The sequence below is a fragment of the Vibrio penaeicida genome, from assembly GCF_019977755.1.
Taxonomy (GTDB): Bacteria; Pseudomonadota; Gammaproteobacteria; order Enterobacterales; family Vibrionaceae; genus Vibrio; species Vibrio penaeicida.
On sequence record NZ_AP025144.1, the window covers coordinates 3,791,238 to 3,816,955 of the forward strand.

Here is a 25,718-nt window from a genome sequence, read left to right on the forward strand (position 1 = left end):
TTCTTACTTAGTTAGCCTTAACGCTTCATCAATCACATGATAAATGTAGTTTTGCTCTACCACGCCTTGGAATAGCCAAGCTTGCGGACCACGAGCAAAAATCGCTACATCTTCCCCAGAGTGTGTTTCTGAGCCTAGCTTGACCAATGATTGCTGTAAGTAATCTAGCTTGAGTACTTCTTTTTCCGACAAATCACTTCGCTTCCCTTCTACTGCACCAGGACCATTACCATACGCCAACGTCGTGTAGTTTTTTCCAAATTCGTCTTTATTGAATTTACCTTTGGATTTAGAGAGGCCAAGAATGGGGTTGCCGCGTTCTGCATAACCATTTGAAATCAAAGTATGCGCGTGGTCGGCTGTCACTACGATCAGTGTCTCTTTTGGATCCGTCATTTCCAAAGCGGCTTTAATAGCGCGGTCATATTCCACCGTGTCTTCAAGTGCTCGTGCAGCATTACCTGCGTGGTGGGCGTGATCGATACGACCCGATTCCACCATAAGCAGATAGCCCTTCTGATTATTTTTCAGGATCTCGATGGCTTTGGAGGTCATTTCAGATAGTGATGGCTCTTTGTTTTCCTGTACACGATCGGCTTCATACTGCATGTGGCTACTTTCAAACAACCCAAATGCTCGTTTGGTGTTTTCATTCAGCTTCTCGAAGCCAGCTCGGTCGTAAACATAGGTTCCTTGCGGATAGCGCGCTTCCCACTCTTTGACTAAGTTGCGCCCATCCTTTCTCTTGCCTTTCTTACCTTCTGGATCGGTCATCGTATTGGGAATAAATTCACGTCGACCGCCCCCAAACGCCACTTGGAAACCACTACCGGAATCAAACTCAACAAACTGCGAAGCAATGTCTTTACAACCTGTGCTTTTCGCAATGTTTGGAAGCTTACCGTCGTTTTCCCAATTACGGTCAGCACTATGCGCGTAGGCTGTCGCAGGAGTGGCATGAGTTAAACGCGCAGTAGAGACCACACCTAAAGACAAACCTTTTTCACCTGCCATTTGGAAAGCTGTTTTGACTTCATTTCCCTTCTGAGTGTTACAAAAACCACGCTGAACATTGTCGTTCACGTTAATGATGCCCGCTTTGGTTTTCACACCCGACACCATCGCGGTTGCCGTTCCTGCAGAGTCTGGAGTTTGCATATCAGTGTTGTATGTTTTGGATAATGCCGTATGAGGCAAACGCTCCATAGCCAACACAAACTCTTCACCCTTTTGACCTTTTTGCTGACCAGCATAAATACGTGCAGCGGTTATGGTGCCAACGCTCATGCCGTCGCCCACAAACAGAATCACATTTTTTGCCGGTCCATCAATTGGCTTAAGCTCTTTTGCAGCAGCAATCGCGCTTTTTGCTTCTTGGTACCAAGTATCAGATTGCTGAGGTACATTGGCGTTCACGGTCGCTGCGGTAATCACACCAATTGCTAACGTAGAAAGTTGAAGCCCTTTCATGGGGATATCTCCGAAGTAGTTTGATAATCAACGGAGGACACTCTAAAGATCAAAAAGTATGCTTAGGTATCAATGAAGTGAATGTTTCATGAAAATTTAATGAATATGTAATGTTATAACAATCCATAAATATAAAGAGGAAATTCAAATTGAGCTGGATCGGAAAAAGAAAAAAGCCCCTAAACCAAATCTGGTTAGGGGCCTTCTTAGATTCATCTAAGAAAAAGCAGTGGTATTAATATGACCGCACTCTTCCTTAATAAGTTCCCAAAAAAGATCAATTTTCTTTAAAAAGATCTGAGCTGATTCAAAAACTGTTTTTAATCACACTGTTATGCAACGTTGACCTTAGTGATCACTTGTTCTGATAGGTTGATCTCCAGCGCGACTTCATCACACGCATGCGTTCTTGGACACTGATCGCAGTCCTTCAGTACTTTCTCTGGCAAGAGTGATTTGGACGTCGGAATGAAGCTGTACTTCATGAAGAATTCAGGTACTCGAGTCAACACAAATACTTTCTTAATCGCCATCTGACGCGCTTTTTCAGTCAGGTGTGCAACAAGTGCGCTTCCTTGACCTTGACCTTGCCACCCAGCTTCAACACCAAGCGAACGAATTTCTGCTAACCCTGAGTCATAGACATACAGAGATGCACACCCCGTTACCTCACCATGATGTTCAGCAACAGCAAAAGATCCAACGTCGCGAACCAGCTCATTACGAGTACGTGGAAGGTTTTCACCTAACCCTGCCCAGTACGCCACCATGCCTTCTAACGCATCAATATCGGTTAAGCGCGCCGCACGCACTTTCACCCCTGATGTGTCTCTTTGGACAATGCGTTGTTCGGCTTGTTCTACGGCATAAGCAACTTGTTTTGGCGAAACACCACCCAGAGCAGATCGTTTCTCTAAGCAGGACTCGATTGTTAGGATGTCATACACGTCATCTTCGATAACGTCTGAGAACTCTTTAAGTTCTGCGATCGATAGCTCCTCCAAAGCACAACCCTTGGCAATCGCCGCCACTACCGCTACACCCACAATATGGTGAGCTTCACGGAACGGAATGTCTTTTGCGACAAGGTAATCGGCTAGCTCTGTCGAGTTGGCATACCCTTGTTTCGCCGCTTCCAACGTACGCTCGCCATTCACTTTAATTCCATCAAAACAAAGCGCAGCCATTTCCATGCATTCATTCCAGCTGTCTAGCGCATCAAACAGACCTTCTTTGTCTTCTTGCATATCTTTATTGTACGCAAGAGGCAGTGCCTTCACTGTCATCATCATGCCAGCCATTGCACCGTAAACACGTCCACATTTACCGCGGATCAGTTCAAGTGCGTCTGGGTTTTTCTTCTGAGGCATCAGTGAAGAACCGGATGTCACGGTATCCGCCAACTCAATAAAATTCGATTCGCCTGAGTTATAGAAAATCATATCTTCTGCCAAACGAGACAAATGAAGCATAGAAATAGAGGCTACTGACATAAGCTCCATAACATGGTCACGATCGGATACCGAATCGAGGCTGTTACGCGTTGCACGACGGAAGCCAAGGCTGTGCGCTAGAGCTTCACGATCCATTGGGTAAGCTGTACCTGCAAGCGCACCGGAACCCAGTGGACAAGTGTCCAGGCGCTTGATGGCATCAGAAAGACGAGAATAATCACGCTCAAACATTTCAACGTAAGCCAAACACCAATGGGCAAACGTCACAGGTTGAGCACGCTGTAAGTGTGTATAGCCAGGAAGTACGGTGCCTTGATGTGCTTTAGCCACTTCAACCATCTGACCTTGTAAGCGATCGAGTGCCATTAACAACTGATGACCTTGCTGGCGACACCAGAGCTTAAGGTCTGTGGCGACCTGATCGTTACGAGAACGACCTGTGTGCAGCTTTTTGCCCAAGTCGCCAACTTTACCTATCAACTGCTGTTCTACCCAGCTATGGATATCTTCAGCATCCGAGCGCAAAATTTGCTCGGGATCTTCCATCACTTCAAGCTTAAGCTCATTCAGCGCTAACTCTAATTTTTGTTGTTCATCCTCATTCAAAACGTTAACCGACAGCAGGGCTTTAGACCACGCAATCGACCCAACAATATCCTGCTCTGCCAATCGGTAGTCGAATCGCAAAGAATCATTGAATTGTTTGAATCTGGTGTCTGCTGCTTGGGTAAATCTACCGCCCCATAATGCCATGGCGTCTCTCCTGAGTTGCGGCTCTGAATCTTTCAGAGCCTCATTTGCTTGCTTGTGTAATTTGCTAAAAAAGCTGTGATAAATGTACGAGTCGTTCGCTTATTTTTTATTTTCGTTCAAAGCGCGAATACGGCTAGACAGGGAATAAAGGCGGATGAAACCACCAGCATGACTTTGGTCATACACTTCGTCTTCGCCAAACGTAGCAAACTCTTCAGAGTACAAGCTGTTGTCTGAACGCTTTTGCGTTACGGTTGCTTGACCTTTGTACAGTTTAATCACGACTTCGCCGTTCACATCTTGCGCCAACTCCTCTGTAGCTGCAAGGAGAGACTTACAAAGCGGTGTAAACCAACGACCATCATAGACAAGGTGAGAAGCTTTTAAGCCCAATTCTTCACGGAATTCAAACGCCGATTTGTCTAACACCAATTGTTCTACAGCACGCAGCGCTTCCATCATGATCGCGCCACCCGGAGTTTCGTAACAGCCACGAGATTTCATTCCCACAAGACGGTTCTCAACGATATCAATACGACCAACGCCGTGTTTTGCGCCTTTCTCGTTTAGGTAAACCAATGCGTTGTATGGTGTCATCGCTTCACCGTCGACAGCGACAACAGCGCCTTTTTCTACTTTCAGTGTCACGCTTTCAGATTCGTTTGGCGCTTGCTCTGGATCAACGGTCCAAACCCAGCAATCATCATTCGGTGCATTCCATGTATCTTCTAACACACCGCCTTCTGTTGAAATGTGCCATGCATTTGCATCACGTGAGTAAATCTTAGTTAATGAAGCCGTACATGGAATGTTGCGCTCTGCTAAGTAATCCAAACACTCTTCACGACTCACTAGATCCCACTCACGCCATGGTGCAATCACGTGTAGATCCGGTGCAAGAGCAGCAAATGCGCCTTCGAAACGAACTTGGTCATTACCTTTACCCGTACAGCCATGGCATAACGCATCGGCACCCACTTTACGCGCCACTTCAACCTGCGCTTTAGCAATGATTGGACGAGCCATAGACGTACCCAGTAGGTATTTGCCTTCGTACAGCGCACCTGTTTTTAATGTCGGGTAGATATAATCTGCCACCATTTCTTCTTTTAGGTCCGCGATGTAGCACTCAGAAGCGCCGGATGCTTTGGCTTTTTCTTCAATGCCTTCAAGCTCTTCCGCACCTTGACCAACATCTGCAACAAATGCCACAACTTCACAATCGTAGTTTTCTTTTAGCCATGGAATGATCACAGATGTGTCCAGACCGCCAGAGTAGGCAACGACTACTTTTTTTACGTTTACTTTGCTCATTTTACTTCTCCTAATCCTTGGGTCTGCACTTGGCGGTCAGCGCCCAAAAGGTCATACAAAATTGGTTTATTCAGGTAAGAACTGCGTACCGATATTGGTACCAGAAAATAAATCGGTCAGTTTTTCAGGGTAACGCCATGTCGCTACCTGAATCGGACGTCCAAGATCGTTAGCCGCTTTCAATGCAGCGTGCACTTTTACGATCATGCCGTCAGTAATCACTTTGCCTTCAATAAGCTGAAGAGCCTCGGTTTTGTTTAAACTGTTCAATAGGTGCCCTTTGCCGTCCAGCACGCCGCTGACATCAGAGAGCAACACCAATTCAGCATCCAATGCACCCGCTACAGCTACCGCTGCTTGGTCGGCATTGACGTTCATGAGTTGCCCTTCTTCTGTCATACCTATTGAACTGATGATGGCGATAGCGCCTGTATTCATTATGGCTTGCAGTACATCAGGATTCCCCGGAGTCGCATTGCCTACTGCACCCAGCTCTGGGTTCAGCTCTGTCACTTGGCACAACCCGCCATCCGCAAGGCTCAATCCAACCGCGTTAACGCCAGATTTAATCGCTTCACCTTGAAGTAGCTTGTTTGCTGTGCCTGCTAGCGCTCCAGCGATGAATGGGATTTGCTCGTAAGGAGTGATGCGCAAACCATCCTTTTTAAAAGTGGCTAATTGAAGCTTGCTCATTAAGTCATCAACAAGGTAGCCACCACCATGAACAATCACAATAGAGCGCTGTTCTGACTGTTGGTAATCTTTGATTGCACCGAAAAGCTTTCCAAGCGTTTCACTGCATTCTAATGCGGCACCGCCCAGTTTTACGACAAGTGGGTTTTGTGTAGTCATCATCACTTCCTTAAATCAGTGCCGTCAGTGGCTCGTAGCCATAACGAAGGTTCAAACACTGCATTGCTTGGCTTGAAGCGCCTTTCAGCAGATTGTCGATTGCCGATACAACGATCACGTGTTCACCCTGAACTTTCCAACCCAAATCATTAAAAGGCGTATTTTCTACTTGTAGGATGGTCGGCAGTTGATCATCAAACAAACGTACAGCTGGCTTGTCGCCATAGGCATTGTGAAAAGCGTCTGTTACTTGTTGAAGCGTCACGTCAGCTTTTAGCTTCATGGTTATGGTCGCTAAAATGCCACGTTTGAAGTTACCAAGATGAGGAGTGAAAATAACATCACACCCAAGATGTGAAGCAATTTCTGGTTGATGACGGTGAGTAAACACACCGTAAGCTTGCATCGATACTTCGCAGAAGCTGTTGGTCATTGTGGCTTTTCTGCCTGCACCTGAAACTCCGGAAGTCGCGTTAATTACTGGCCATTGTGACGTTTCAACTAGACCTGCAGCTAAAAGAGGCTTAATCGCCAATTGTGATGCCGTTGGGTAACATCCTGGTACAGCTACAAGCTGAGCTTCTGAAATAGCAGCTTCATTCCACTCCGCTAAACCGTATACCGCTTTATCTAGCCATTCTGGGTTGCTGTGTTCAAACCCGTAGTAATCTGGATAAAAGTTTTCTTTCTGCACCCGATAAGCGCCAGATAAGTCAAACACTGTACAGCCGTGCTCTAATAAGGTAGGCGCTAAGTCGTGGCTGACTTCATGCGCGGTTGCCAAAAATACCACGTCGGACTCTTTAGCAACGGCTTTAAGATCGGTTAATGGAGTGACAGGCATGTCCACGACACCCGATAACTTCTTATGTAACTCTGATACCGGCTTATTTGCGTCGACGCTATTGGCGGACACATACAAACCTGATAGCTTGAGATTTGGGTGTTTGGCGACCATCAGAGCAAGTTCTGCACCTGTGTATCCGCTGGCACCAATGATTGTGGTTTTTAACATCTGCAACACATCCAATTTCGCTTGTCACTTAATTTCTATAAAAGTGACTATCCATACTTGATTATTAACTCTATTTGAGTTTTTATTCACTTATTGTGATTTAATATGTGTTTTATCGTTTTAAGCTTAGTCTGTCAACAGTGGAAGTGAAGTTAATATGCAAATACCCGGTTTTATCGATATCTACGGTGGCTTAATTTCCACCTCCTCTATTAGCTCAAGTGATGCGAGTTGGGATGAAGGAAACAGTGAAGTCATTGCGAAACTTGCCACATGGTTTAATGACTTGGGGTTTGAAACGGACGTTGTTGAAGTCGAAAAAGGCAAGCACAACCTGATTGCCAAGATGGGACAGGGAGAAGGCGGCTTATTATTAGCGGGTCACTCCGATACTGTTCCTTTCGACGAAGGGCGCTGGAATTTCAACCCACATGCATTAACAGAAGCAAACAATCGTTTTTATGGTTTGGGTACGGCCGACATGAAAGGCTTTTTCGCTTTTATATTAGAAGCCGTTAAAAGCGTCGACTGGAGTACGCAAACAAAACCACTTTATGTACTGGCGACATGTGACGAAGAAACGACCATGCTCGGGGCGCGCCACTTCACTCAAGATGCTCCGTTCAAACCGGATTACTGCATTATAGGCGAACCCACTAGTTTGGTTCCTATTCGAGGGCACAAAGGCCATGTAGCAAATGCCGTGCGCGTTACCGGTCATTCAGGGCACTCGTCAAACCCTGCTTTGGGTGTCAATGCCATAGAAATTATGCATGAAGTGCTTTTTGCGCTCATGCAGCTCAGAGATCAATTAATTAAAACTTATCATCACCCAGGCTTTGAGATCCCTTCCCCGACCCTGAATTTAGGGCATATTCATGGTGGCGACAGTGCCAATCGAATATGTGGGTGTTGCGAGCTTCACTACGATGTAAGACCTCTACCTGGCATCAGCCTTGATGGATTGGACAACCTTCTGCGCGATGCACTTAAAGAAGTCGAAGCCAAGTGGCCAGGAAGAATCGAGATTCAACCATTGCATGATCCTATCCCAGGATATGAGTGTAACCACGACCACCCGTTTATTGGTGGAATGGAAACTATCTGTGAAAAGCCAAGTGAAACCGTAAACTACTGTACTGAAGCCCCTTTCTTGCAGCAACTTTGCCCCACTCTCGTCCTTGGACCAGGTTCAATTGATCAGGCCCACCAGCCCGATGAATACCTTGCTTTTGAGTTTATCGACCCAACCATCGATGTTTTAAAGAAAGCCATTCACCAATACTGTTTCTAAACATTTCAAGAAAATGATCTCTAAAAGCGTAGGTAGCTGCGCTTTTTTAACGCTTCTTAAACCAGAGCACATCAAGCTTCAGCAATTATTGAAAGAAAATTTCACAATAGCGCTACAAAGCGCGTATCAAAAATGAGCAATATCAATAGTTGCCCGAATTCCGTTGTTTTAGTGTCGGATTATTTGACTCAAGCCAAACAATTTCGCTAGATTGTGGGCTTAAACAAAACATCGGATGTAATAAATTTACGAGGCGGGAAACAATGAATGAAAAATATGCCGCGCTAAAAAGCAATGTGAGCATGCTAGGTCGATTACTTGGCAATACCATTCAAGATGCACATGGTGAGGCGATCCTAGAGAAAGTCGAAACCATTCGTAAACTCTCAAAATCAGCACGAGGGGGCAGTCAGGAAGACCGCGAGAATCTCATAAAAGAAATTGAAAGCCTACCAGACGAGCAGCTCACACCCGTTGCTCGTGCATTCAACCAATTTCTAAACCTCACCAACATGGCAGAGCAATACCACACCATTTCTCGTCATTGTGAGGAACACGTCTGCGAACCAGACGCCATTAACAGTCTATTTTCAAAGCTAAGCCAAAGCGACATCAGTAAACTCGACACTGCTCAGGCTGTTCGTGATTTGAACATTGAGCTAGTGCTAACGGCGCACCCGACAGAAATTACGCGTCGTACCATGATCAACAAACTGGTCAAAATCAACGAGTGTCTTTCAAAGCTAGAGCTTAGCGATCTCTCGTACAAAGAACGCGTAAAAACAGAGCGTCGCCTAGAGCAGCTTATCGCACAGGCATGGCACTCTGACGTTATCCGTCAGCAACGCCCAACGCCAATCGATGAAGCAAAATGGGGTTTTGCTGTTGTTGAAAATTCCTTATGGCAGGGTGTGCCTGATTTCCTACGTGAATTAGATGAACGTTTGGAAGGATATCTTGGCGAAGGTTTACCTATTGATGCAAGACCGGTTCATTTCTCTTCTTGGATGGGAGGTGACCGCGACGGTAACCCATTTGTTACCCACACCATTACTCGCGAAGTCATGTTGTTGTCTCGCTGGAAAGCAGCCGACCTATACCTAAATGACATTAATGAGCTGGTTAGCGAACTGTCGATGACCAAATGCAGTGACGCACTGCGTGAGTTGGCGGGTGAAGGGGAGCATGAACCTTATCGTGCGATCTTAAAACGAATCCGTACAACGCTCACCGAAACCCGAGACATTCTCGAAGCCAAAATCAATGGTGAGCAACTGGCAGTAAAAGCGCCGTTGAAATCCAATGAGCAGCTTTGGGAACCACTTTATGCGTGTTACCAATCTTTGCATGAATGCGGCATGGGCGTCATTGCCGACGGTTCTCTGCTAGATACTCTCCGTCGAATCAAATCATTTGGCATTCACTTAGTGCGCCTCGACATTCGCCAAGAAAGCACACGCCACTCAGATGTATTGTCAGAACTAACGCGTTACCTTGGTATTGGCGATTACGACCAATGGAGCGAACAAGATAAAGTTGCTTTCCTTACAGCGGAACTTAGCTCTAAGCGCCCACTTCTGCCGCGAGGTTGGGAACCATCAGAGCCTGTAAAAGAGGTGTTGGATACCTGCCGTATCGTGGCAAGTCAACCTCGTGAAGCGTTTGGTGCCTACGTAATTTCTATGGCAAGAACCGCTTCAGACGTACTTGCAGTGCACTTGTTACTTCAAGAGTCAGGTTGTCCATATCGCATGGACGTTTGTCCACTGTTCGAAACACTGGAAGATTTGAATAACGCTGAAGCCGTTATCACCCAGTTAATGGGTATCGACCTATACCGCGGTTTCATTCAGAACCACCAAATGGTCATGATCGGTTACTCAGATTCCGCCAAAGATGCTGGTGTTATGGCGGCGGGTTGGGCGCAATACCGTGCCATGGAAGCCTTAGTGAAGGTATCTGAAGAAGCGGGCATCGAGCTGACCTTATTCCACGGTCGTGGTGGTACGGTTGGTCGTGGTGGTGCACCTGCACACGCTGCGTTGCTTTCTCAACCGCCGAAAAGCCTCAAAGGTGGTCTGCGCGTAACTGAACAAGGTGAAATGATCCGCTTTAAGCTGGGCTTACCTGAAGTGGCGGTCAACAGCTTCAACATGTACGCCAGTGCAATATTAGAAGCCAACCTGCTGCCACCACCGGAGCCGAAGCAAGAATGGCGTGACTTGATGGACACCCTGTCTGAAGTGTCTTGTGAAGCCTATCGTGGGGTTGTTCGTGGTGAGCCTGACTTCGTACCGTATTTCCGCGCGGCAACACCAGAGCTTGAGCTAGGCATGCTGCCATTAGGTTCACGCCCATCGAAGCGTAATCCTAACGGTGGTGTCGAAAGCTTACGTGCCATTCCATGGATTTTCTCATGGAGCCAAAACCGCTTGGTATTACCAGCATGGTTAGGTGCCGGAGAGGCGATTCAGTATTCGGTCGACCAAGGACACCAATCATTACTGGAGTCAATGTGTCGCGAATGGCCTTTCTTCTCAACACGATTGGGCATGCTAGAAATGGTGTACTCGAAATGTAACATCGAGATCGCAAGCCTGTACGATCAGAAGCTAACAGACAAATCTTTGTGGGCTCTGGGCGACAAACTGAGAGCTCAATTACAAAAAGACATTAAAGCTGTACTCAATGTTGAGAATAATGAAAATTTAATGCAGAGTGATCCGTGGGGATTAGAATCTATCCGCCTTCGTAACATCTATGTAGAGCCGTTGAATATGCTGCAAGCAGAACTGCTTTACCGTACAAGACAGACAGAAACGCCATCGACAGAGCTTAAAGAAGCATTAATGGTCACAATTGCAGGTATTGCAGCAGGAATGCGCAACACCGGTTAACCAGTCATTTATTCTTTAAGTGAGACAAAAAGCCGCTAAATGCGGCTTTTTGTATGGCTGGCATTCGCTATTGAGAATTTTGTCAGTTTTTCAAACCATTCATATTTTTTATTCTACTTAATGCTTATTATTATTGATATGCTTACTAACCGCTGTAAATTTACTAATAACTATCCGCAGCAATTCTATGGCATTGGCATTTGTTTCTAAGGTAGCAAATTCAATAGCTGCCATTTTCTAGGTGATGTAAGGCTAAGAAGGTGACAGAGCCGTCTAAATTTGTCTTTAGATTGGTATGAGCGCATTAACACACTATACAAACGTGCCACAGAAGCACACTCGGTGTTTACGCGTTCAAGTTTTACAGTTTGATTGACCATTGGATTGAAGACATGTCATTACCGCACGTAATCCTTACTGTTTTAAGTACTCGTGATGCAACTGGATACGACATCACAAAAGAGTTCTCATACAGTATTGGCTATTTTTGGAAAGCAAGTCACCAACAAGTATACCGCGAGCTAAATAAAATGGCTCAAAACCAACTTGTGACTTGCGTGCTTGAGCCGCAAGAGGGCAAACCAGACAGGAAAGTTTATTCAATTACAGAAGAAGGACGCCGAGCACTTGGGGAGTGGTTTGACCAACCTACTGCACACCCTACCGTTCGCGATGAGTTTTCTGCCAAGTTAATGGCATGTTCCGTACAACCTTCTACTTCGTATATTGAACAACTGACTGGTTTGATCGAAGAGTCTCGTCAACTAGTGAACCACTACAAAGAAATTGAGTCGGTTTACTACGCGACACCAAGCACTTTAGACAAGCAAGCTCGTTTAGAGCGTTTAACCCTTCGTCGCAACTTGTTGCTTCGTAACACATGGGTTGCTTGGGCAGAAGAAGCGCTTGCAGAATTAGAAGCTATGGCGTAAATCTTCGCTATTAATAAAAAAGGTTGGTGCGTACACCAACCTTTTTTTATGTCTCACAGTTTACGTTTAAATTACGCTTGCGGGCGAACACCCAACGTATGGCATAACGCGTATGTCATTTCAGCACGGTTTAGCGTGAAGAAGTGGAAATCTTTTACGCCTTCTCGGCTTAGAATTCTCACCATATCGATTGCTTGACTTGCACCCACTAACTGACGTGTCATTGGGTCATCATCCAACCCTTCAAATTGCTTCGCCATCCACCCAGGGACTTTTACATTATTGATATCCGCAAAGCGTGAAGCCTGCTTAAAGTTCGATACTGGTAGGATTCCCGGAACAATCTCAACATCAATTCCAGCCGCCACACAGCGGTCACGGAAACGCAAGTAGCTCTCAACGTCGAAAAAGAACTGAGTGATAGCTCGGTTTGCTCCGGCATCAACTTTACGCTTCAAGTTCAGTAGATCGGCTTGTGCGCTTTTAGCTTCTGGGTGAACTTCAGGGAATGCCGCAACAGAAATATCAAAATCGTGCTGAGACTTTAGTAATTCAACTAAATCAGAAGCATACATATCCGGCACACCACCGCCTGGGGGAATATCGCCGCGCAACGCTACGATACTTTCAATACCATTGCTCCAGTAATCATTAGCAATGTTCACTAATTCATCACGTGATGCATCGATACAAGTTAAGTGTGGTGCTGCAACCAAACCTGTTTGATCTTTGATTTCTTTGATAATTGAGTGCGTACGATCGCGCTCTCCAGAGTTTGCTCCGTATGTAACTGAAACAAACTTTGGCTGTAACGTTTTTAGGCGGTGCACGGAATTCCAAAGCGTTTCTTCCATTTTTTCACTGCTTGGTGGAAAAAACTCAAATGAAACATTGATGTCATCAGAAAGCTCAGCAACATTCTGATTCAAAGCATCTATGTGACTTGCGTGGGTATAACTCATGCTTCTCTCCCTGTGGCACCACCACAAAAAATTCTTTTAAAATTCTCAGCGACGTTTAGACGTCTATATGTCCAAAGAATGTCTTTTATCCGATTTAATGTCAACTAGATCACCATGAATTTTATTCATGATGAAACTACGCATTTTTCATTAATAAAAATCCACAGCATTTTAAAGGGATAGAGGCAACAAAAAAGGGCACAGAGTGCCCTTTAGATATAACAAATCGCTATAGCAAATCACTAAAACAAAGATTTATAACAAACTTGAAAGTCGATTCAGATCTGACTGAATAGCCCCTGCCGTTACGGCCTTACCCGCTCCAGGGCCTCGAATAACCAATGGGTTGTCTTTATACCATTTACTCTCGATGGCAAAGATATTGTCGCAAGGCAATAAGTTGGCTAGTGCGTGCTCGCGAGGTAACGCCTCCACACCTACTGTTGCGCTGCCGCTTTTTTCCAGTCTTGCCACATAACGCAATACTTTGTCTTCACGTTGGGCTTTTTCAAGGCGCTCGGCTAAGTTTTCGCTCAGGATCTGTCCATTGTCCAAAAAGTCATCCAGCGGTAAATCGCGCAATTGCTCTGGAACCAATGATTCAACTTTCACGTTTTCAGGCTCTAGCTCTAATCCGGATTCACGAGCGAGAATCACCAACTTACGCATCACATCAGATCCATCTAAGTCACAACGAGGATCGGGCTCCGTTAAACCTTGCTGCCAAGCAAGATCTACTAAGTCACTGAAAGGCACCTGACCATCAAACTGTTGGAAGAGCCATGACAGCGTTCCTGAGAAGATTCCAGAAAGCGCTAGAATGTCATCCCCACTTTCACGTAAATCACGCACTGTGTGGTTAACAGGAAGCCCTGCACCTACTGTTGCGTTATAGAACCAATGGCGACCAGTCTTTGAAAACGCATCTTGTACCTGATGATAAACGTCGCCCGGTGCCGAACCTGCAACTTTATTTGCCGAAATCAAATGGAAACCGTGCTCAGCAATGCTGACATACTGATTAGATAACGCTTCACTGGCTGTCACATCCAATACGATAACTTCATCGAATTTCTGCTGATGCGCCAGTTTGTCCAACCATTCCGTTCCGTCATTGCTGATCGCTTCATCATCAAAACGATTGAAAACCTCTTTGGCATCAATGCCCTCGAAGTCCAACCAATACGTTTGGCTATCGACTACTGCAACCAAATCAAATGTTTTTCCATGACGCTTTTCAAGCTCGTCTTTTTGCTCATCAAACAGCTCTATCCAGCTGGAACCGATATTGCCTTTGCCGCACAAAGCGATAGCAACACGCTTTTGAGCTTGGAACAACTGGCTGTGAATGCCTGTGATTAAGCGAGATGTATCGGTTTTACGAAGAATCGCGACTAAGCTAAGACCAGATTCAGCCTCACTAATAAACTCTACGGTGCTGTTTTTCAGTTGCTGGTAAAAACCGTAGCAGTGATTCGGGTTATTGGTTACGCCAGCGCCTACTGCAGCAACCAGTGAATACCCTTCTTTCAATTTAATTTCCGCACCAATAGAAACATCTTGTAGATGGGAAAGCGCCTCGCCAGCCACTTCTGAGGTATACGCCAAAAGCAAGCAACCTTGATCGCTTTGCGCTTCAAATGCCAATGGGCTGAGTTGCCCGCGTGAAAGCGTTGTAAGTACTTCTTTAGCTAAACGTTCAAAATCGTGCCCGTGCCCGAAGTCCACTTTAACCAGTAGCACTTCATCCAAAGAGGTAATAATTTTGGCACCACGACCCGATGCAAGAACACGCTCAATACGTGTTGAACCTGATTCAGGTTGGTAGCTGCAACGCAAATGCAATTCCATTGAACTTTGAGCAACAGGCTGTAACGTACGGCTATGAAGAACTGGTGCCGCCAAGCGAGCCAATTCACTGGCTTCATCTAAGCGCAGCAGAGGCAGTAAGCAGGCGTCTGATACTTTACGGGGGTCAGAGCTATACACCCCAGCCACATCACTCCATATGGTCACTCTGGACGCTTCTGCTAGCGCACCGATGACGGTCGCTGAGTAATCTGAACCATTACGCCCAAGAAGAACTGTTTCACTTTCTTCATTTTTTGCCATGAAACCAGTAATGACAATTCGGCACTGACGATGCTGTGCTAGCGATTCTTTAATTAAAGGGTAAGAACGTGCTCGGTCGACTTCCGGCTGAGCTCCGTGTTCTGCACGAAGGAAATCACGTGAATCTTGCGAAACCGCTTCTAAACCATTGTGATTAAGAAGTTCCGCCAATAGCCTCGCCGACCATATTTCGCCGTGTCCCATTGCTGATGATTTTTGAGCACTGCTTAATGGGTAAGACAATTCGCCTAACCCAGAAAATTCCGTGTTAAGAACATCAAGCAAAGGCGCTGCACGTTCTGCTGGCAACAAGCTTTCAATTAATTGTGTTTGGTATTGTCTGAGTTCTTGCAACGCTTCATGCGCTAAACGCCCGTCTTTTTCTAACGCCGCCAGCCAAGCGATAAGTTGGTTTGTCGTGCTACCCGCTGCCGACACAACAACCAAGTCATTCGTATCCGAATATTCTTTGAGTATGCTCACCACACGTTGATAGCATTCGGCATCCGCCAAGCTACTGCCACCAAATTTATGCAATTGACGTTCGAGAGTCATTACGCCACCTCCTTGGCTTTTGCAAAGGCTTGCTTCAAATCAGCGATCAGATCTTGCGCATCTTCAAGACCCACAGACAAACGTAGTAATGTTGGGGCAATGCCCGCTTCTTCTTGCGCTTCATCACTCATGGCACGATGGGTCATTGAACTAGGGTGACAGATCAGGCTTTCCACCCCTCCCAATGATTCTGCGAGCGAGAAAAGCTGGAGAGAACTGGCAAAACATTTCATTTGCTCAAAGCTTCCATTCAATTCAAAGCTGAGCATAGAACCAAAGCCCGATTGCTGCTTTTTGGCAATGTCATGACCTGGGTGCTCTGGCAAACTTGGATGGTAAATGGTGCCAACCAATTCATGTGTTTTCAAAAATTCTAATATCGTGTTCGAGCTCTCTTCATGAGCTCGCATACGTGCACCAAGTGTACGTAGGCCTCGTAGAGTCATATAACTGTCGAAAGGCGTGCCAGTTGCGCCAATGCAGTTACCCCACCACGCTAAATCTTCCGCGTGTTTTTCATCTTTACAAATGATGACACCACCAATCACGTCAGAGTGACCATTAATGAATTTAGTCGTGGAATGCACAACGAAATCTGCACCAAGAGTAAGCGGTTTTTGGTAAACCGGTGTTAAAAACGTGTTATCGACTGCGACAAGCGCACCGACTTGTTTTGCTTGTTCGCAAATTTTCGCAATATCAACAACACGTACCAAAGGGTTTGATGGTGTTTCAAGTAAGACCAGTTTAGGTTTTTTGCTGAGTGCTTCAGCAAGAGCGGCTTCATCGGATTGATCAACAAATTCAACTTTGAAGTCACCCTTTAGTGAGCGAGTGTTAAAGAGTCGATAAGTACCACCATAGCAATCGTGTGGCGCGACAATAAGATCGTCAGGACCTAAGAATGCCGTCACCCAAAGGTTAATGGCTGCTGTACCAGTATTGGTTATGATGGCGTTTGCACCTTCTTCCAGCTCAGCTAAAGCTTGCTCTAGCAAGCCTCGATTTGGGTTACCTGAACGCGTGTAGTCATATTTGGGCACTTCACCAAACGCAGGAAAGCCATAGTTCGTAGACAAGTAAATTGGTGGGACAACTGCGTGATACTGAGTATCCGCTTCAATACCAGTGCGTACGGCAATAGTGGCTGGCTTTCGTTGGCTCATAAATAGGGTCTTCCTTTCCTGTGGTGCAAACTTTTCGAGCCTCTGTTATACCAATTACGAACGCGAGTTAACATGCGTGTAACGTGTTTTAACAGAGATAGTCACGATTAATATGCAATACTTTAGCGTTCTCATTTTAGGACGTCAACACTTCTAGACGTCCATATGTCTTTGCTTGTGGCAGTAAAAGTCGCTAAAATCGTTTTTATGAACGGCTAAGTCGCTAAAACACATGAAAAGAGCTTTCTGTGCGGAGTAGCCATATAACTTAGATAAATAATAATTGAAGGTGCGCAATGGCAGATTGGAATGGCGAATACATAAGCCCCTATGCTGAGCATGGTAAAAAAAGCGAACAAGTAAAAAAAATTACAGTATCGATTCCGTTAAAAGTACTTAAAGTACTGACAGACGAAAGAACACGCCGCCAAATTAACAATCTGCGTCACGCCACCAATAGCGAACTGCTTTGTGAAGCTTTTCTCCACGCTTATACAGGCCAGCCATTACCGACAGATGAAGATTTGAGAAAAGATCGCCCAGACGATATTCCGAGTGAAGTGAAAAAAATCATGACGGAAATGGGCATCGAGTTCGAAGCCTACGACGAAGAATAAGCAAAAAAGAGGGGATAGCCTAGGCTATCCCCTCTTTTTTATGTGTATTGAAAAAGCAATGTACGTTTAATCTGACACACATGAAAAGTGAATCAGATTGTCATATTCAGGATTGCATATAGTTTTCAGGCATTTCAATTCGAGCAACGCCTGAATCAATGGCAGCTTGCGCAACAGCTTTTGCTACACGTGGTAGTAAACGAGCGTCCATCGGTTTCGGGATGATGTAACCGGAACCAAATTCTAGCGCCGTAACACCTGCCGCTTTTTTCACTTCTTCTGGTACAGGCTCTTTTGCTAATTGTCGAATAGCATCCACCGCTGCGAGCTTCATTTCATCATTAATTTCACTGGCACGAACATCCAACGCACCACGGAAAAGAAATGGGAAACAAATAACATTGTTAACCTGATTCGGGTAATCGCTTCGACCCGTCCCCATGATCAGATCATTACGAACTTGATGGGCGACTTCCGGTTTGATTTCTGGATCAGGGTTAGAACACGCGAAGACAACAGGTTTATCCGCCATCAACTTTAGAGCTTCTGCAGGCAACAAATCAGGGCCAGACACACCTAAGAAAAGGTCGGCACCCTCAATAACATCTTCCAACGTGCGCTTATCTGTATTGTTCGCAAACAGCTGCTTGTATTCATTCAGGTCATCACGGCGAGTATGAATCACACCTTTACGATCCAGCATGTAGATTTTTTCGCGCTGTGCGCCACATTTGATCAGCAGTTCCATGCACGCAACGGCAGCAGCCCCCGCACCTAAACAAACAATTGTCGCATCTTCGAGTTTCTTATCTTGAAGTTCAATCGCATTCAACATACCGGCAGCCGTCACAATAGCCGTGCCGTGTTGGTCGTCATGAAAGATGGGAACATCACAACGCTCGATAAGTCGCTGCTCAATTTCAAAGCAATCTGGCGCTTTAATGTCTTCTAAGTTAATGCCGCCAAACGTATCGGCAATGTTGGCGACGGTATCAACAAATTCATCAATCGTGCGATGTTTCACTTCGATATCGATGGAATCAAGACCAGCAAAACGCTTAAAAAGAAGCGATTTACCTTCCATCACAGGTTTGGACGCTAGTGGTCCTAGGTTACCCAACCCAAGAATGGCTGTACCGTTAGAAATGACAGCCACCATATTACCTTTGGCAGTGTACTTATAAACATTGTCAGCATTTTGCGCGATCTCACGTACAGGTTCGGCTACGCCAGGGCTGTAAGCCAGCGCGAGGTCTTCTACTGTATTGGCTGGCTTGGTGAGTTCGACGGAAATTTTACCGGGAGTAGGTTGAGCGTGATAATCCAGAGCTTGTTGGCGAAAATCTTGTTGGCTGTTGTCTTCAGACATGTGGGGACGTTCCAATTATTGTTTTTTGAGTAGGTAAAAGGTGTTTCTTGCATTGTTAGCTGAAGCCGACCGCAAATTTAACTTCAACTCTTTATTATACTAAAGTATGACTTGCAATCTTCATAGATTGCCAGCGTCAAAGAAAGGTCATTTTGAAAGAGCTAAGACCACTTAACCGAGAGCTAAATCAAAAAACATTTATTTCATGAACGAAAAAAGGACGCCGAGGCGTCCTTTTCAAATTTGGTCAGTATTACGAATTCGTAATTACTTGCTGCTAAGAGCACCAAAACGCTTGTTGAAGCGATCAACACGGCCGCCAGTATCAACGATACGCTGCTTACCAGTGTAGAACGGGTGACATTTGTCACATACGTCTAGGTGGATAGAATCTTTGTCTAGAGTTGTTTTGAACTCAAAAGTGTTGCCACAAGAACATGTTGCTGCAACAGCTTTGTATTCTGGGTGAATACCTACTTTCATGGGATAACCTCAAATTGGGCCGTGTCGCCATCCGATTCTATGCCGGACACCACACGTAGTTTCAGATAAATCGATGCGGAATGACCACATCATCAAGGCGCAGTATAGTAATGAAACATTTAGGTAGGATCAACCTATTTGGCAGTTTTTTCGCCAACTATTTTTGATTTAGAGGCAGTTTTCACCCGTTTACCCTACGGGTAAGAAAATTCGAGTTTAGCCAGATTTGATGGATAGGTTACTTAGCGAATCTTACTCAGTTATACTCACTTTATTCCTATCAGGTTCTTTATAAAAGATTTATGCGCCCTTCTATTGCCAGAGTCGCTTTGCCCGTACCATTGGACAAGCAATTTGATTACCTAATTGCCCCCCATCAATTTCCAGTGATTGGCGGTCGCGTGAGCGTACCTTTTGGCAGGCAAACTTTGGTTGGTATTGTAACGGAGCTCGTCAGCCAGTCTGAGTTTCCCGTTCATCAGCTAAAGGGAATTAAAGCAGTACTTGATGAGTCACCGGTTTGGCAAGGTTCTCTGTACGCATTACTGCAGTGGTGCAGCCAATTTTATCTCTATCCACTAGGTGACACGTTAGCGAATGCTATGCCTGCTTTATTAAGGAAGGGAAAGCCTGCCAACTTCAGTACTTTAAAAGAATGGGTTATTACTTCCTCTGGTAAAGACCAAATCATGAGCGGGTTTGGTCGAGCCGTTCAGCAAGCAAAAGCAATGCACTTACTCGCAAACGGAACTGTTCCCCATCAAGTGATGCTCGACAACGAAATATCCAGCCAGGTATTGAAAACCTTGCAAGAGAAAGGCTGGGTAGAACAAATAGAAAGTAAGCCTGTTGCCTTAGATTGGACAAAGCAAGTAGAAAGCACTGAGGAAAAGCCCAAGCTCAACGAAGAGCAATCTGTTGCGATTGCAGCTGTAAATAGCCATAAGGACTTTGGCTGTTTTCTGTTGGAAGGGGTTACTGGTTCGGGTAAAACCGAAGTTTACTTGAATATGATTAAGCCCGTTCTCGATAAAGGAAGGCAGGCACTGGTTTTGGTACCAGAGATTGGATTAACACCGCAAACCATCAATCGATTCAAACGTCGCTTTAATGTCCCAGTAGAAGTTATTCATTCAGGATTAAACGATACCGAACGTTTGAATGCTTGGTTAGCGGCACGTGATAAACACGCCGGTATTGTCATCGGGACTCGCTCTGCATTACTGACGCCGTTTGCCGATCTTGGCATCATCATTGTCGACGAAGAACACGACGCTTCATATAAACAACAAGACAGTTTGCGTTATCACGCTAGAGATGTTGCGGTGATGCGAGCGGCTAAAGAGAAGATTCCTGTCATATTAGGCAGTGCAACCCCTGCTCTCGAAACTCTCCACAATGCATTGAATGGTAAATATCATCACTTAACCTTGGCTAACCGCGCTGGTGCCGCCATGCCCACAACCAATAAAGTGCTGGACGTAAAAGGGCTATACCTTGAGAGCGGCTTATCCGCCCCATTGATTGCCGAAATGCGCAAGCACTTAACGGCTGGCAACCAAGTCATGCTATTCCTCAATCGCCGAGGCTACTCACCTGCCCTCATGTGTCATGAATGTGGGTGGATTGCCGAATGCCACCGTTGCGATGCCTACTATACATTTCATCAAAATAGTCGAGAAATGCGATGCCACCACTGTGGTGCTCAACATCCAGTCTTGCATCAGTGCCAAGGCTGCGGCTCGACACAATTGGTATCCGTCGGTGTTGGCACAGAGCAGTTGGAAGAACAACTTGCCAGCTTGTTTCCCGAATTCAAAGCAATCCGAATAGACAGGGACAGTACCCGACGTAAAGGCAGCCTAGAGAGTGCCTTGAAATCCATTCGGAATAACGAATATCAAATCCTGATTGGCACGCAAATGCTGGCGAAAGGTCACCATTTTCCAGACGTCACGCTCGTTGCGCTGATTGATGTTGATAGCTCGTTGTACAGCAGTGACTTTAGAGCTTCCGAAAGGCTAGCTCAGCTCTTTATTCAAGTGGCAGGGCGTGCAGGTCGAGCCAGCAAAGCAGGGGAAGTCATCTTACAAACACACCATCCTGAACATCAGTTACTGCAAGCTCTTCTTCATAAAGGGTATGGACATTTTGCTCAAACAGCACTTGAAGAAAGGAAGCTTGCCTTACTGCCACCTTACACTTTTCTTACCTTATTTCGCGCTGAAGCAAATCATGAAGAAACGGGTGAGCAATTCCTAAGACAAGTAAGACAAACCATTGAATCTAATCCAATTTTCAACAGAGAATGCATGGTATTAGGTCCAATGCCCGCACCATTAGCTAGACGCGCTGGCAAGTCGCGTTGGCAACTAATATTGCAAGCTCCGTCACGATCTTTAATGCAAAAATTGTTGTACAGTTCAAAGGTCGTCATAGACGCACTGCCATTGGCAAAAAAAGTGCGATGGACAACCGATATTGAGCCCCAAGATCTTAGTTAGAAGTAAAATCTCTGTAAATTGATGTGATGTCAGTTCTGTTACTCAACGGTATTTTGTAGCTAGTTTGAGAAAATGAATATGATCCTATGTGATTGATGTCACGCTACTTATGCAAAATTTGTTAATCTGCCCGTAAATTAATCTTAATTTAGAGCATAAAATATCCAATAAAAAAGTTGCTCACGTCAGCGCTAGATATAAATCTTATAGATGCTATTACAGCCATGAAAAATAAAGAGGACAACTTACTATGGCGACAATGAAGGATGTTGCCCAGCTAGCAGGAGTTTCTACTGCAACCGTATCACGAGCTCTGATGAACCCTGAGAAGGTTTCATCTACTACGCGTAAACGTGTAGAGAGCGCCGTTTTGGAAGCTGGTTATTCACCGAATTCACTGGCAAGAAACTTACGACGTAATGAATCCAAAACCATCGTTGCAATTGTACCTGACATCTGTGACTCCTATTTCACTGAGATCATTCGTGGCATTGAAGATGTAGCTGTGGAAAATGGATATCTCGTACTGTTGGGGGACAGCGGTCAGCAAAAGAAACGAGAAAGCTCGTTGGTCAACTTGGTTTTCACTAAACAAGCCGATGGCATGTTGCTTTTGGGTACGCACTTGCCATTCGATGTCAGCAAACCGGAACAAAAAAACCTGCCACCACTGGTGATGGCTTGTGAATTTGCACCGGAACTGGAATTGCCGACAGTCCATATTGATAACCTAACATCTTCTTTCGAGGCGGTGAACTATTTGACGCAAATGGGCCACTCCAAGATTGCTCAGATTTCAGGGCCAGACGATGCTGCGCTTTGCCAGTTTAGAAACCAAGGGTATCAGCAAGCGCTGAGAAGAGCTGGCATAACGATGAACCCCACTTATAAAGAGATGGGAGATTTCACCTTTGAGTCTGGTCACAAGGCAGTCACCAAATTGCTTTCGTTACCAGAGCCACCAACCGCTGTTTTCTGTCATAACGACGCCATGGCAATTGGAGCAATCAAAGGAGCAAAAGCCGCAGGATTAAAAGTACCTCAAGATTTATCCGTTGTAGGCTTCGATGATATTCAGTTTGCTGAATTCTGCGACCCTCCACTAACGACCATCACGCAGCCACGCTATGAAATCGGTCGACAAGCCATGCTGATGCTGCTTGAAATCTTGAAAGGTCGTGACGTTCACGCAGGTTCACGCCTGTTGGAAACACACTTGAAAATCCGAGAAAGCGCCGCTCCACCAAGAACTTAACACGTCGAAAGTGGACTCACCTGCAAGCTTTTCACTGGTAACACTGGTTTTCCAGAGCAATTCTGGATTACCATGTTACCCGTTTTTTATTGACTGCAAGCTGTTAAACCGTGGCAAATAAAGATTACGTAAGAAGAGGGCGTGGGCAAAAGAAGCCTACCAGAAAACAAACATCCAATAAGAAGCCGTGGAAAGCAGGTCTTATCGCCATTTTACTTGCTGGCGGGTTTGGTTATGGGCTTTATATACTCAGCCAAGATCCTGAACCACCCAAACCTCAGATTGCTCAGAAACCGAAGAAACCGGTGAGCAAACCTAAACCACTGCCACCACCACCTGAAGAAAAGTGGGAATACGTCGATTCACTTCCAAAGCGAGAAGTGCAAGTCGAAGCCAAAGAGCAAGTGGTGTCGGAGATTCCATATATAATGCAATGCGGAGCCTATAAAACGCTCGCGCAAGCAGAAGCACGTAAAGTAGATATAGCCTTTCAAGGCATCAGCAGTAAGATCCGTAAAAAGGAAGGCAGTAGCTGGTATCGTGTCGTGCTCGGACCGTATGTTAAAAAACGCGATGCAGAGCGCGATCGTCACAAACTTCAGCGCGCCAAGATAGAGCCTTGTGCCATCTGGAAAGAGTCGCAATAGAACACTGCGTTCATGACTAAATTCACAAGGGAGCCGTTGGCTCCCTTGTTTTTTTATCTCCAGCCCTCATATCCGAGTTATATCGCGAGCGAATTAATAGGTTAATAAAAGTGACTACTATCGTATCTGTACGCCGAAATAATAAAGTCGTCATCGCCGGAGACGGTCAAGTATCGTTGGGTAACACCGTAATGAAAGGCAACGCAAAGAAAGTGCGCCGCCTCTACAATAATAAAGTACTAGCTGGATTTGCCGGCGGTACGGCAGACGCCTTCACTCTTTTCGAGAGATTTGAAAGCAAACTGCAAATGCATCAAGGTCACCTAACAAAAGCGGCCGTTGAATTGGCAAAAGACTGGCGCAGTGACCGCGCATTAAGAAAACTTGAAGCTCTACTCGCCGTAGCGGATGAAACAGCCTCGCTTATCATCACTGGTAATGGTGATGTGGTTCAGCCAGAAAACGATCTCATCGCCATTGGCTCTGGTGGTAACTTTGCGCAAGCCGCAGCCACTGCTCTGCTCGAAAATACAGAGTTAGACGCCCGTGAAATCGCTGAAAAATCGCTGAAAATTGCTGGTGATATTTGTGTTTTCACCAACCACCATCATACCGTTGAAGAACTCGACACCGCGGCGCAAGAATAATAAGGATTACCCTATGTCTGAAATGACACCTAGAGAAATTGTTCACGAATTAAATCGTCATATCATCGGTCAAGACAAAGCCAAGCGCGCTGTAGCCATTGCGCTTCGTAACCGCTGGCGTCGAATGCAGCTCGAAGAAAGCTTGCGAGCTGAAGTCACCCCAAAGAACATCTTAATGATCGGCCCAACGGGTGTGGGTAAAACAGAAATTGCTCGCCGCCTAGCTAAGTTAGCCAATGCTCCGTTCATGAAAGTAGAAGCAACGAAATTCACAGAAGTAGGCTATGTCGGCAAAGAAGTCGAAACCATTATCCGTGATTTGACCGACGTTGCGATCAAAATGACGCATCAGCAAGCGATGGAAAAAGTAAAATTCCGCGCGGAAGAACAAGCTGAAGAACGCATTCTGGATGCATTGCTTCCTCCACCACGTGAAGGCTGGGGTTCAAGCGAGAACACAGAAGATAAGTCCAATACTCGTCAAGTTTTCCGCAAGAAGCTGCGTGAAGGCAAGCTAGACGACAAAGAGATCGACATTGAAGTGGCTGCGCCTCAAATGGGCGTGGAAATCATGGCTCCTCCTGGTATGGAAGAGATGACCAACCAACTTCAAGGCATGTTCCAGAACCTTGCAGGCGATACCAAGAAAAGCCGCAAGATGAAGATCAAAGACGCATTTAAAGCGCTAGCTGAAGAAGAAGCCGCGAAACTCGTCAACCAAGAAGAACTGAAAGAACAAGCCATCTATAACGTAGAAAATAATGGCATTGTCTTCATTGATGAAATTGACAAAATCTGTAAACGTGGCGAGAGCTCCGGTCCAGATGTGTCTCGCGAAGGTGTCCAGCGCGATCTGCTTCCTTTGATCGAAGGTAGCACGGTGTCGACCAAGCACGGCATGGTAAAAACAGACCATATTCTGTTTGTCGCGTCCGGCGCATTCCAAGTAGCGAAGCCATCCGATCTGATCCCAGAACTGCAAGGTCGTCTACCTATTCGTGTTGAGCTAGAAGCCCTAACAAGCGAAGACTTCAAACGCATTCTAACCGAACCTAAAGCTTCTCTGACTGAGCAATATTCCGCGCTAATGGCGACGGAGTCTGTCGATGTGAGCTTTACTGAAGACGGCATCTCACAGATTGCTGACGCAGCATGGCAAGTCAACGAAACCACAGAAAATATCGGTGCCCGACGTTTGCATACCGTAATGGAGCGCTTGATGGAAGAGATCTCATTTGAAGCCACTGAGAAAGGTGGAAGTGCAGTGACAATTGATTCCGCCTACGTGCAATCCAAGTTAGGTGAATTTGTAGAAGACGAAGATTTAAGCCGATTCATTCTATAAACATCCCGTATTTGATATAAAACAAGCCCGCCGCACTTAAGCGGGCTTTTTGTATTCACCATTTCAAAGTCGTTG

The 25,718-nt window shown here is 45.6% G+C and carries 19 protein-coding genes; 9 read left to right on the forward strand and 10 right to left on the reverse strand.

The window, feature by feature from the left end:
- Positions 1-3: 3 nt before the first annotated feature.
- The 5 genes from LDO37_RS16985 to argC form a co-directional block, all read right to left on the reverse strand.
- On the reverse strand, positions 4-1,470 hold the full coding sequence (locus LDO37_RS16985) for an alkaline phosphatase (RefSeq protein ID WP_126606777.1): 1,467 nt from the start codon (positions 1,468-1,470) through the stop codon (positions 4-6).
- Between the two features lie 332 nt (positions 1,471-1,802).
- Entirely contained in the window at positions 1,803-3,677 is a 1,875-nt protein-coding gene (gene argH / locus LDO37_RS16990) for an argininosuccinate lyase (RefSeq protein ID WP_126609362.1), read from the reverse strand.
- 99 nt (positions 3,678-3,776) lie between these two features.
- The gene (locus LDO37_RS16995) at positions 3,777-4,991 is read right to left on the reverse strand and encodes an argininosuccinate synthase (protein ID WP_101114061.1); all 1,215 of its coding nucleotides are present in this window, start codon (positions 4,989-4,991) and stop codon (positions 3,777-3,779) included.
- Positions 4,992-5,057: 66 nt separating this feature from the next.
- Positions 5,058-5,843 carry an acetylglutamate kinase gene (argB, locus tag LDO37_RS17000; RefSeq protein WP_180958455.1) on the reverse strand — a complete coding sequence of 262 codons (786 nt, stop codon included), beginning with the start codon at positions 5,841-5,843 and terminating at the stop codon, positions 5,058-5,060.
- Positions 5,844-5,853: 10 nt separating this feature from the next.
- Positions 5,854-6,858, reverse strand: coding sequence for an N-acetyl-gamma-glutamyl-phosphate reductase (gene argC, locus LDO37_RS17005; protein ID WP_126609361.1), 1,005 nt, complete (start codon positions 6,856-6,858; stop codon positions 5,854-5,856).
- 157 nt (positions 6,859-7,015) lie between these two features.
- On the opposite strand from argC, the gene argE reads away from it, so the two are divergent.
- The 3 genes from argE to LDO37_RS17020 all read left to right on the forward strand — a co-directional run bounded on the left by argE (position 7,016) and on the right by LDO37_RS17020 (position 11,981).
- Positions 7,016-8,152: an acetylornithine deacetylase gene (argE, locus tag LDO37_RS17010; RefSeq protein WP_126609360.1), complete on the forward strand. Its 1,137-nt coding sequence runs from the start codon at positions 7,016-7,018 to the stop codon at positions 8,150-8,152.
- Between the two features lie 263 nt (positions 8,153-8,415).
- Positions 8,416-11,049 carry a phosphoenolpyruvate carboxylase gene (ppc, locus tag LDO37_RS17015; protein WP_101114055.1) on the forward strand — a complete coding sequence of 878 codons (2,634 nt, stop codon included), beginning with the start codon at positions 8,416-8,418 and terminating at the stop codon, positions 11,047-11,049.
- Positions 11,050-11,441: 392 nt separating this feature from the next.
- On the forward strand, positions 11,442-11,981 hold the full coding sequence (locus LDO37_RS17020) for a PadR family transcriptional regulator (RefSeq protein WP_101114053.1): 540 nt from the start codon (positions 11,442-11,444) through the stop codon (positions 11,979-11,981).
- A 71-nt stretch (positions 11,982-12,052) separates the two neighbouring features.
- Here LDO37_RS17020 and metF read toward each other — a convergent pair whose 3' ends face one another.
- The 3 genes from metF to LDO37_RS17035 form a co-directional block, all read right to left on the reverse strand.
- Entirely contained in the window at positions 12,053-12,943 is an 891-nt protein-coding gene (gene metF / locus LDO37_RS17025; RefSeq protein WP_126609359.1) for a methylenetetrahydrofolate reductase, read from the reverse strand.
- A 255-nt stretch (positions 12,944-13,198) separates the two neighbouring features.
- The gene (locus LDO37_RS17030) at positions 13,199-15,610 is read right to left on the reverse strand and encodes a bifunctional aspartate kinase/homoserine dehydrogenase II (RefSeq protein ID WP_126609358.1); all 2,412 of its coding nucleotides are present in this window, start codon (positions 15,608-15,610) and stop codon (positions 13,199-13,201) included.
- Positions 15,610-16,776 carry an O-succinylhomoserine (thiol)-lyase gene (locus LDO37_RS17035; RefSeq protein WP_126609357.1) on the reverse strand — a complete coding sequence of 389 codons (1,167 nt, stop codon included), beginning with the start codon at positions 16,774-16,776 and terminating at the stop codon, positions 15,610-15,612. Before LDO37_RS17035 ends, LDO37_RS17030 begins: the two co-directional genes overlap by 1 nt.
- 296 nt (positions 16,777-17,072) lie before the next feature.
- Here LDO37_RS17035 and metJ point away from each other — a divergent pair, with 296 nt between their 5' ends.
- Entirely contained in the window at positions 17,073-17,393 is a 321-nt protein-coding gene (gene metJ / locus LDO37_RS17040) for a met regulon transcriptional regulator MetJ (protein ID WP_101114045.1), read from the forward strand.
- Between the two features lie 106 nt (positions 17,394-17,499).
- Here the strand turns inward: metJ and LDO37_RS17045 are convergent, their stop codons facing one another.
- Positions 17,500-18,762, reverse strand: a complete 1,263-nt coding sequence (locus tag LDO37_RS17045) for a malic enzyme-like NAD(P)-binding protein (protein ID WP_126609356.1) — start codon at positions 18,760-18,762, stop codon at positions 17,500-17,502.
- Positions 18,763-19,029: 267 nt separating this feature from the next.
- Positions 19,030-19,245, reverse strand: a complete 216-nt coding sequence (rpmE, locus tag LDO37_RS17050) for a 50S ribosomal protein L31 (RefSeq protein WP_101114026.1) — start codon at positions 19,243-19,245, stop codon at positions 19,030-19,032.
- 302 nt (positions 19,246-19,547) lie between these two features.
- Here rpmE and priA point away from each other — a divergent pair, with 302 nt between their 5' ends.
- The 5 genes from priA (at position 19,548) to hslU (ending at position 25,643) form a co-directional block, all read left to right on the forward strand.
- Positions 19,548-21,749, forward strand: coding sequence for a primosomal protein N' (gene priA, locus LDO37_RS17055; RefSeq protein ID WP_126609355.1), 2,202 nt, complete (start codon positions 19,548-19,550; stop codon positions 21,747-21,749).
- A 250-nt stretch (positions 21,750-21,999) separates the two neighbouring features.
- Positions 22,000-23,004, forward strand: a complete 1,005-nt coding sequence (gene cytR, locus LDO37_RS17060) for a DNA-binding transcriptional regulator CytR (RefSeq protein ID WP_101114022.1) — start codon at positions 22,000-22,002, stop codon at positions 23,002-23,004.
- Positions 23,005-23,114: 110 nt separating this feature from the next.
- A complete protein-coding gene (locus tag LDO37_RS17065; RefSeq protein ID WP_126609354.1) occupies positions 23,115-23,651 on the forward strand; it encodes an SPOR domain-containing protein in 537 nt (178 codons plus the stop codon).
- Positions 23,652-23,761: 110 nt separating this feature from the next.
- Positions 23,762-24,298: an ATP-dependent protease subunit HslV gene (hslV, locus tag LDO37_RS17070; protein ID WP_101114019.1), complete on the forward strand. Its 537-nt coding sequence runs from the start codon at positions 23,762-23,764 to the stop codon at positions 24,296-24,298.
- A gap of 13 nt (positions 24,299-24,311) precedes the next feature.
- A complete protein-coding gene (gene hslU, locus LDO37_RS17075) occupies positions 24,312-25,643 on the forward strand; it encodes an HslU--HslV peptidase ATPase subunit (RefSeq protein WP_126609353.1) in 1,332 nt (443 codons plus the stop codon).
- The last annotated feature ends 75 nt before the right edge of the window (positions 25,644-25,718 follow it).